Origin of the sequence: Streptomyces sp. NPDC006529 (genome assembly GCF_040611795.1) — a bacterium.
Lineage (GTDB): Bacteria > Actinomycetota > Actinomycetes > Streptomycetales > Streptomycetaceae > Streptomyces.
In genome coordinates, this window is record NZ_JBEXPB010000099.1 from 1 (window position 1) to 5,556 (window position 5,556).

The window sequence follows — 5,556 nt, forward strand, 5'->3', positions numbered from 1 at the left end:
TCCATGTGCGCCGAGTGGAAGGCATGACTGACCGTCAGCCTCTTCGCCTTGCGGCCGGCGAACGAAGCCACCACCGCCAGCACGGCATCCTCGTCACCCGCGATCACGACCGACGCAGGCCCGTTGACAGCGGCGATGCTCACCCGCTCGGACAGCAACGGCAGGACCTCGTCCTCCGACGCCTGCACCCCCACCATCACACCACCCGAAGGCAACACCTGCATCAGACGCCCACGAGCGGCGACCAGCGCACACGCATCCTCCAACGAGAACACACCCGCCACATGCGCGGCCGCGATCTCACCAACCGAGTGACCCGCGACGAAGTCCGGCGTCAGCCCCCAGCCTTCCATGAGGCGGTACAGCGCCACCTCGACCGCGAACAGCGCGGGCTGCGCGTACTCCGTACGGTCCAGGACGGCCACATCGTCGCCGAACAGCACGTCCTTCAGGGGCAGTTCGAGCTTCATCCGCTCGCACACCGCGTCGAAGGCGGCCGCGAATGCCGGGAAGGCGGCGTACAGCTCACGCCCTGCCCCGAGTCGCTGACTGCCCTGACCGGAGAAGAGGAACGCCGTCCGGCCCTCGGCCACGGTGTCCGTGACCAGGCCCGCGGCCTCCTCCCCCGCCGCCAGCGCCGCGAGCGCGCCGTCGAGGTCGGCGTCGGTACGGCCTATGAGGACGGCCCTGTGCTCCAGGGCGGCCCGGGTGGTGGTGAGGGAGTGGCCGAGGTCCAGGGCGGAGGAGCCGGCGGCCGCCCCGCTGCGGGCGGCGATCAGCCGTGCGGCCTGGTCCCGGAGGGCGGCGGCGCTGCGACCGGACAGCGTCCAGGGCAGCAGGGCGGGCCGGACCGGGGCCGGGGCTGCCTCTTCGCCCTCGGAGACCTCCTCCGTCGGTGCCTGCTCGATGATCGTGTGAGCGTTGGTGCCGCTGACGCCGAAGGCGGAGACGGCCGCGCGGCGCGGTGCACCGGTCCGGGGCCAGGCCATGGGCTCGGTGAGCAGCGAGACGGCTCCGGCGGACCAGTCGACGTCGGGGGTGGGCTCGTCGACGTGGAGGGTCTTGGGCAGGACCCCGTGCTGCATCGCCATGACCATCTTGATGATGCCGGCGACGCCCGCGGCGGCCTGGGTGTGGCCGATGTTGGACTTCAGCGATCCCAGGAGCAGCGGCCGGCCCTCCGGGCGCTCCTGCCCGTACGTGGCCAGCAGCGCCTGGGCCTCGATGGGGTCGCCGAGACGGGTACCGGTGCCGTGGGCCTCCACGACGTCGATCTCCGCGGCCGAGAGCCGGGCGCTCTCCAGGGCCTCGCGGATGACGCGCTGCTGGGCGGGGCCGTTGGGGGCGGTCAGGCCGTTGCTCGCACCGTCCTGGTTGACGGCCGAACCGCGGATCACCGCGAGCACCGGGTGGCCGTTGCGGCGGGCGTCGGAGAGCCGCTCCACGAGCAGGACGCCGACCCCCTCGGACCAGCCGGTGCCGTCGGCCGCGGCCGCGAAGGACTTGCAGCGGCCGTCGGCGGACAGGCCTCGCTGGCGGCTGAATTCGACGAAGACGTCCGGTGTGGGCATCACGCAGACGCCGCCGACCAGGGCGAGCGAGCATTCGCGCTGCCGCAGGGACTGCCCGGCGAGGTGCAGGGCGACCAGGGAGGAGGAGCAGGCCGTGTCGATGGTGGCGGCCGGGCCCTCCAGGCCGAGGACGTAGGAAACGCGGCCGGACAGCACGCTGGTCGCGCCACCGGTCAGCAGCAGCCCTTCGAGTCCTTCGGGGACCTCCCGCAGGTCGGCCCCGTAGCCCATGGCTCCGGCGCCGATGTAGACGCCGGTACGGCTGCCGCGCACGGACGCGGGGTCGATTCCGGCGCGCTCGAAGACCTCCCAGGAGGTTTCGAGGATCTGGCGCTGCTGGGGGTCCATCGCCAGGGCCTCGCGCGGCGATATGCCGAAGAATCCCGGGTCAAAAGCGGTGGCGTCGGCGAGGAATCCGCCGCCCGAGTTGTAGAAGGTGCCCTTGCGGTCGGGGTCGGGGTCGGCGAGGGAGCCGATGTCCCAACCGCGGTCCTCGGGGAAGCCCGTGATGGCGTCACCGGCGCCGTCGACCAGTCGCCACAGGTCCTCGGGGGATCGCACACCGCCGGGGAAACGGCAGCTCATCGCGACGATCGCGAGGGGTTCATGGGCGTCCTGCTCGACCTCTTGGAGACGGCGGCGGGTCCGCCGCAGCTCCGTGGTCATCCACTTCAGGTTTTCGAGAAGCTTTTCTTCGTTCGTGCCGGCCACTGGAACGTCACCTCCTGGAGAAATGCGGCTTGCTTGCGGTCATCTGATCGGGCATCAAGATCAGGCTTTTCCGAATTCGTTGTTGATGATGTCGAAGAGGTCTTCGGCTGACGCCGATTCGATGGCGGATTCCTCGTCCTGCGCGGCCTGGGCGGCCGGGTCGGTCCTGGCCCACTTCGCCAGGAGCGTTTCGAGCCGTTCCGTGACACGGGCGCGCTCGGCGGCCGCGTCCTCGGGTACCGACGAGAGGAGGATCTCCAGCTTGTCGATCTCCGTGATCGCCGGGAGCGCGGGCACGGCGTCCTCGCCGAGGAGTTCGGTACGGACGTGGGCGGCCAGGGCGGCGGGGGTGGGGTGGTCGAAGACGAGGCTCGCGGGCAGGCGCAATCCGGTGGCGGAACCGAGCCGGGTGCGCAGGTCGACCGCGGCGAGCGAGTCGAAGCCGAGCTCCTTGAAGGCGCGACCCGCGGCGATCGTGGCAGCCCCGTCGTGGCCGAGGACCGCGGCGACGTGCTCGCGGACCAGGCCGAGCAGGGTCCGTTCCGCCTCGTCGGGGGTCATGCCCCGCACATCGGCGAGCAGCCGCTCCGGTCCGGCTCCGGTACCGGCGTCGCCGCCCGTCACGGTGCCGTGCTCCGGCTGCCCGGCGGCCAGTGCGCGCCGTACCTCGGGGAGGTCGGCGATCAGCGGGCGCGGACGGGCCGCGGTGAACACCGGGACGAACAGGTCCCAGCTGACGTCGGCGACGGTCACTGTCGTGTCCCCGGCGTCGAGGGCCCGCTGGAGGGCGACGATCGACCGCTCGGGGTCCATCACCGGGAGGCCGCGGCGGCGCAGTTGCTCCGCGGCCTCCTCGTCGGCTACGAGCCCGCCCTCGCCCCACGGGCCCCAGGCCACGGCCGTGGCCTTGAGACCGCGGTCGCGGCGCTGCTGGGCCAGGGCGTCGAGGTGGGCGTTGGCCGCCGCATAGGCGGACTGACCGCCGCTGCCCCAGACGCCCGCGATGGAGGAGAACAGGACGAAGGCGTCCAACTCCGTGTCACCGAGGAGTTCGTCGAGGTGCTCGGCTCCGGTGACCTTCGCGGCGAGGACCGCCGCGAGGTCGCCGGGGCCGCTCTCGGCCAGCGGGGCGTACTGGCCGACGCCCGCCGTGTGGAACACGGCGGTCAGGGCCGGGCCGGAGCCGTCCTCGCCCAGAGAGGCGAGGAGCGTACGGAGGGATTCCCGGTCGGTGACGTCGCAGGCGACGGCCGTGGCCCGGGCCCCGAGCGCGGCGAGCTCGGCGATCAGCGCGTCGACGCCCTCGGCCCGCGGCCCGCGGCGGCCCGCCAGGACGAGGTGCTCGGCGCCGTGCGCGGCGAGCCAGCGGGCCACGTGTGCGCCGAGCGCACCCGTGCCGCCGGTGATCAGGACGGTTCCGCTGGGCCGCCAGGGGGCACGGTCCTCGGCCGCCGGGGCGGCGTGGCCGATCCGGCGGGCGAGGAGCCCGGCCGACCGCACGGCGACCTGGTCCTCGTAACCGGACGCGGACCCGGACGCGGTGTCCGTCGCGCCGAGCACGGCGAGCAGCCGCTCCATCGCCCGGCCGTCCGCGCCGGCGGGCAGGTCCACGAGACCGCCCCAGCGCTCCGGGTGCTCCAGGGCGACGACCCGGCCGAATCCCCAGATCTGTGCCTGCACGGCGCTGCGTACCCGGTCGGCAGGTCCGGTCGCGACGGCCCCGGCGGTGACGCACCACAGCGGCGCGTCGACCCCGGCGTCCCCGAGAGCCGGGACGAGCGCCCCGGTCAGGAGCAGCCCGGCCGGTGCGGCCGGGTGCACCGGGTGCGGACCCTCGGCGAAGGCCAGCAGCGACACCACGCCGTCGGCCCGGTCGCCTGCGAGCGCGGCGCCCAGCAGGTCGGCCACGATGGCACGGTCGGCCGTGGCCGCCTCCAGGACGACCTCTCGTACGTCGACGCCCTGCGCCCGGAGGGCGTCCGCGACCCCGGGCAGTGCGGAACCGGGCCCGGCGGGCACGGTGGTGACGACGAGCCAGGTGCCCGAGGGACGCGCGGCCGGCTGCGGGTCGCCGAGCGGCTTCCAGGTGACGGCGTAGCGCCAGCCGTCGACGACCGAGCGCTCCGCGCTGCGGCGCCGCCAGGCGGACAGTGCCGGGAGCAGGTCGCTCAGAGGGCGGTCGGCGTCGATCTCCAGGGTGGCGCTGAGGGCGGTGAGGTCCTCGTTGTCGACGGCGGCCCAGAAGGCGGCGTCGACCGCACCGCCGGCCTCGGCAGCGGCCTCGGCGGACACCGGGTGGGCGGCTTCCTCCAGCCAGTAGCGCGTCCGCTGGAAGGCGTAGGTCGGCAGGTCGACGCGGCGGGCGCCGGTACCGGCGTAGTACGCGCTCCAGTCGACGGTGACGCCGTGGGCGTGGGACAGCGCCAAAGCGGTGTTCAGGGCCTCCGCCTCGGGACGGCCCTTGCGCAGTGCGGGTACGAAGACGGTGTCAGCGGTGTCGCCGATGAGGCATTCCTGGGCGAGGGCGGAGAGGACACCGTCCGGCCCGAGTTCGATGTAGGCGGTCACGCCCGCGGCCTCAAGCGCGCGCACCCCGTCGAGGAAGCGGACGGCTTCGCGGACGTGCCGGACCCAGAAGTCGGCCGAGCCCATCTCGTCGGTGACCGGCGCACCGGTCAGGTTGGAGACGACCGGGATGCGGGGCGCCGCGAAGGCGAGCCCCTCGACGACCTTGCGGAAGTCGCCCAGCATGCCGTCCATGTGCGGGGAGTGGAAGGCGTGACTGACGGTGAGGCGCTTGGTCTTGCGGCCCCGCGCCTCGAAGACCTCGGCGATCGAGGTGGCCTCGTCCTCGTCACCGGCGATGACCACCGACTCCGGGCCGTTGACCGCGGCGATGCCGACGCGGCCGGCTCCGGCGAGGAGCGGCTGGACCTCGTCCTCCGCGGCCTGGATCGCGATCATCGCACCACCGGACGGCAACGCCTGCATCAGGCGGCCCCGGGCGGCGACGAGCACACACGCGTCATCGAGGGAGAGGACACCCGCGACGTGCGCGGCGGCGATCTCACCGATGGAGTGACCGGACAGGAAGTCCGGTCGCAGCCCCCGGCTCTCGACGAGCCGGTAGAGGGCCACCTCGACCGCGAACAGCGCCGGTTGCGTGTATTCCGTACGGCCCAGCAGCTGCGCGTCCGATCCGAACAGCACGTCCTGCAGCGGGAGGTCCAGGTCGAACCGTGCGCAGACCGCATCCAGCGCGTCGGCGAACACC

The 5,556-nt window shown here is 73.4% G+C and carries 2 protein-coding genes; both read right to left on the reverse strand.

Annotated elements, in window-relative coordinates:
* Positions 1–2,282, reverse strand: a 2,282-nt coding sequence (locus tag ABZY31_RS31000) for a type I polyketide synthase (RefSeq protein ID WP_356416986.1), incomplete at its 3' end; no start/stop codon positions are given.
* A 60-nt stretch (positions 2,283–2,342) separates the two neighbouring features.
* On the reverse strand, positions 2,343–5,556 hold a 3,214-nt coding region (locus ABZY31_RS31005), incomplete at its 5' end, for an SDR family NAD(P)-dependent oxidoreductase (protein ID WP_356416988.1).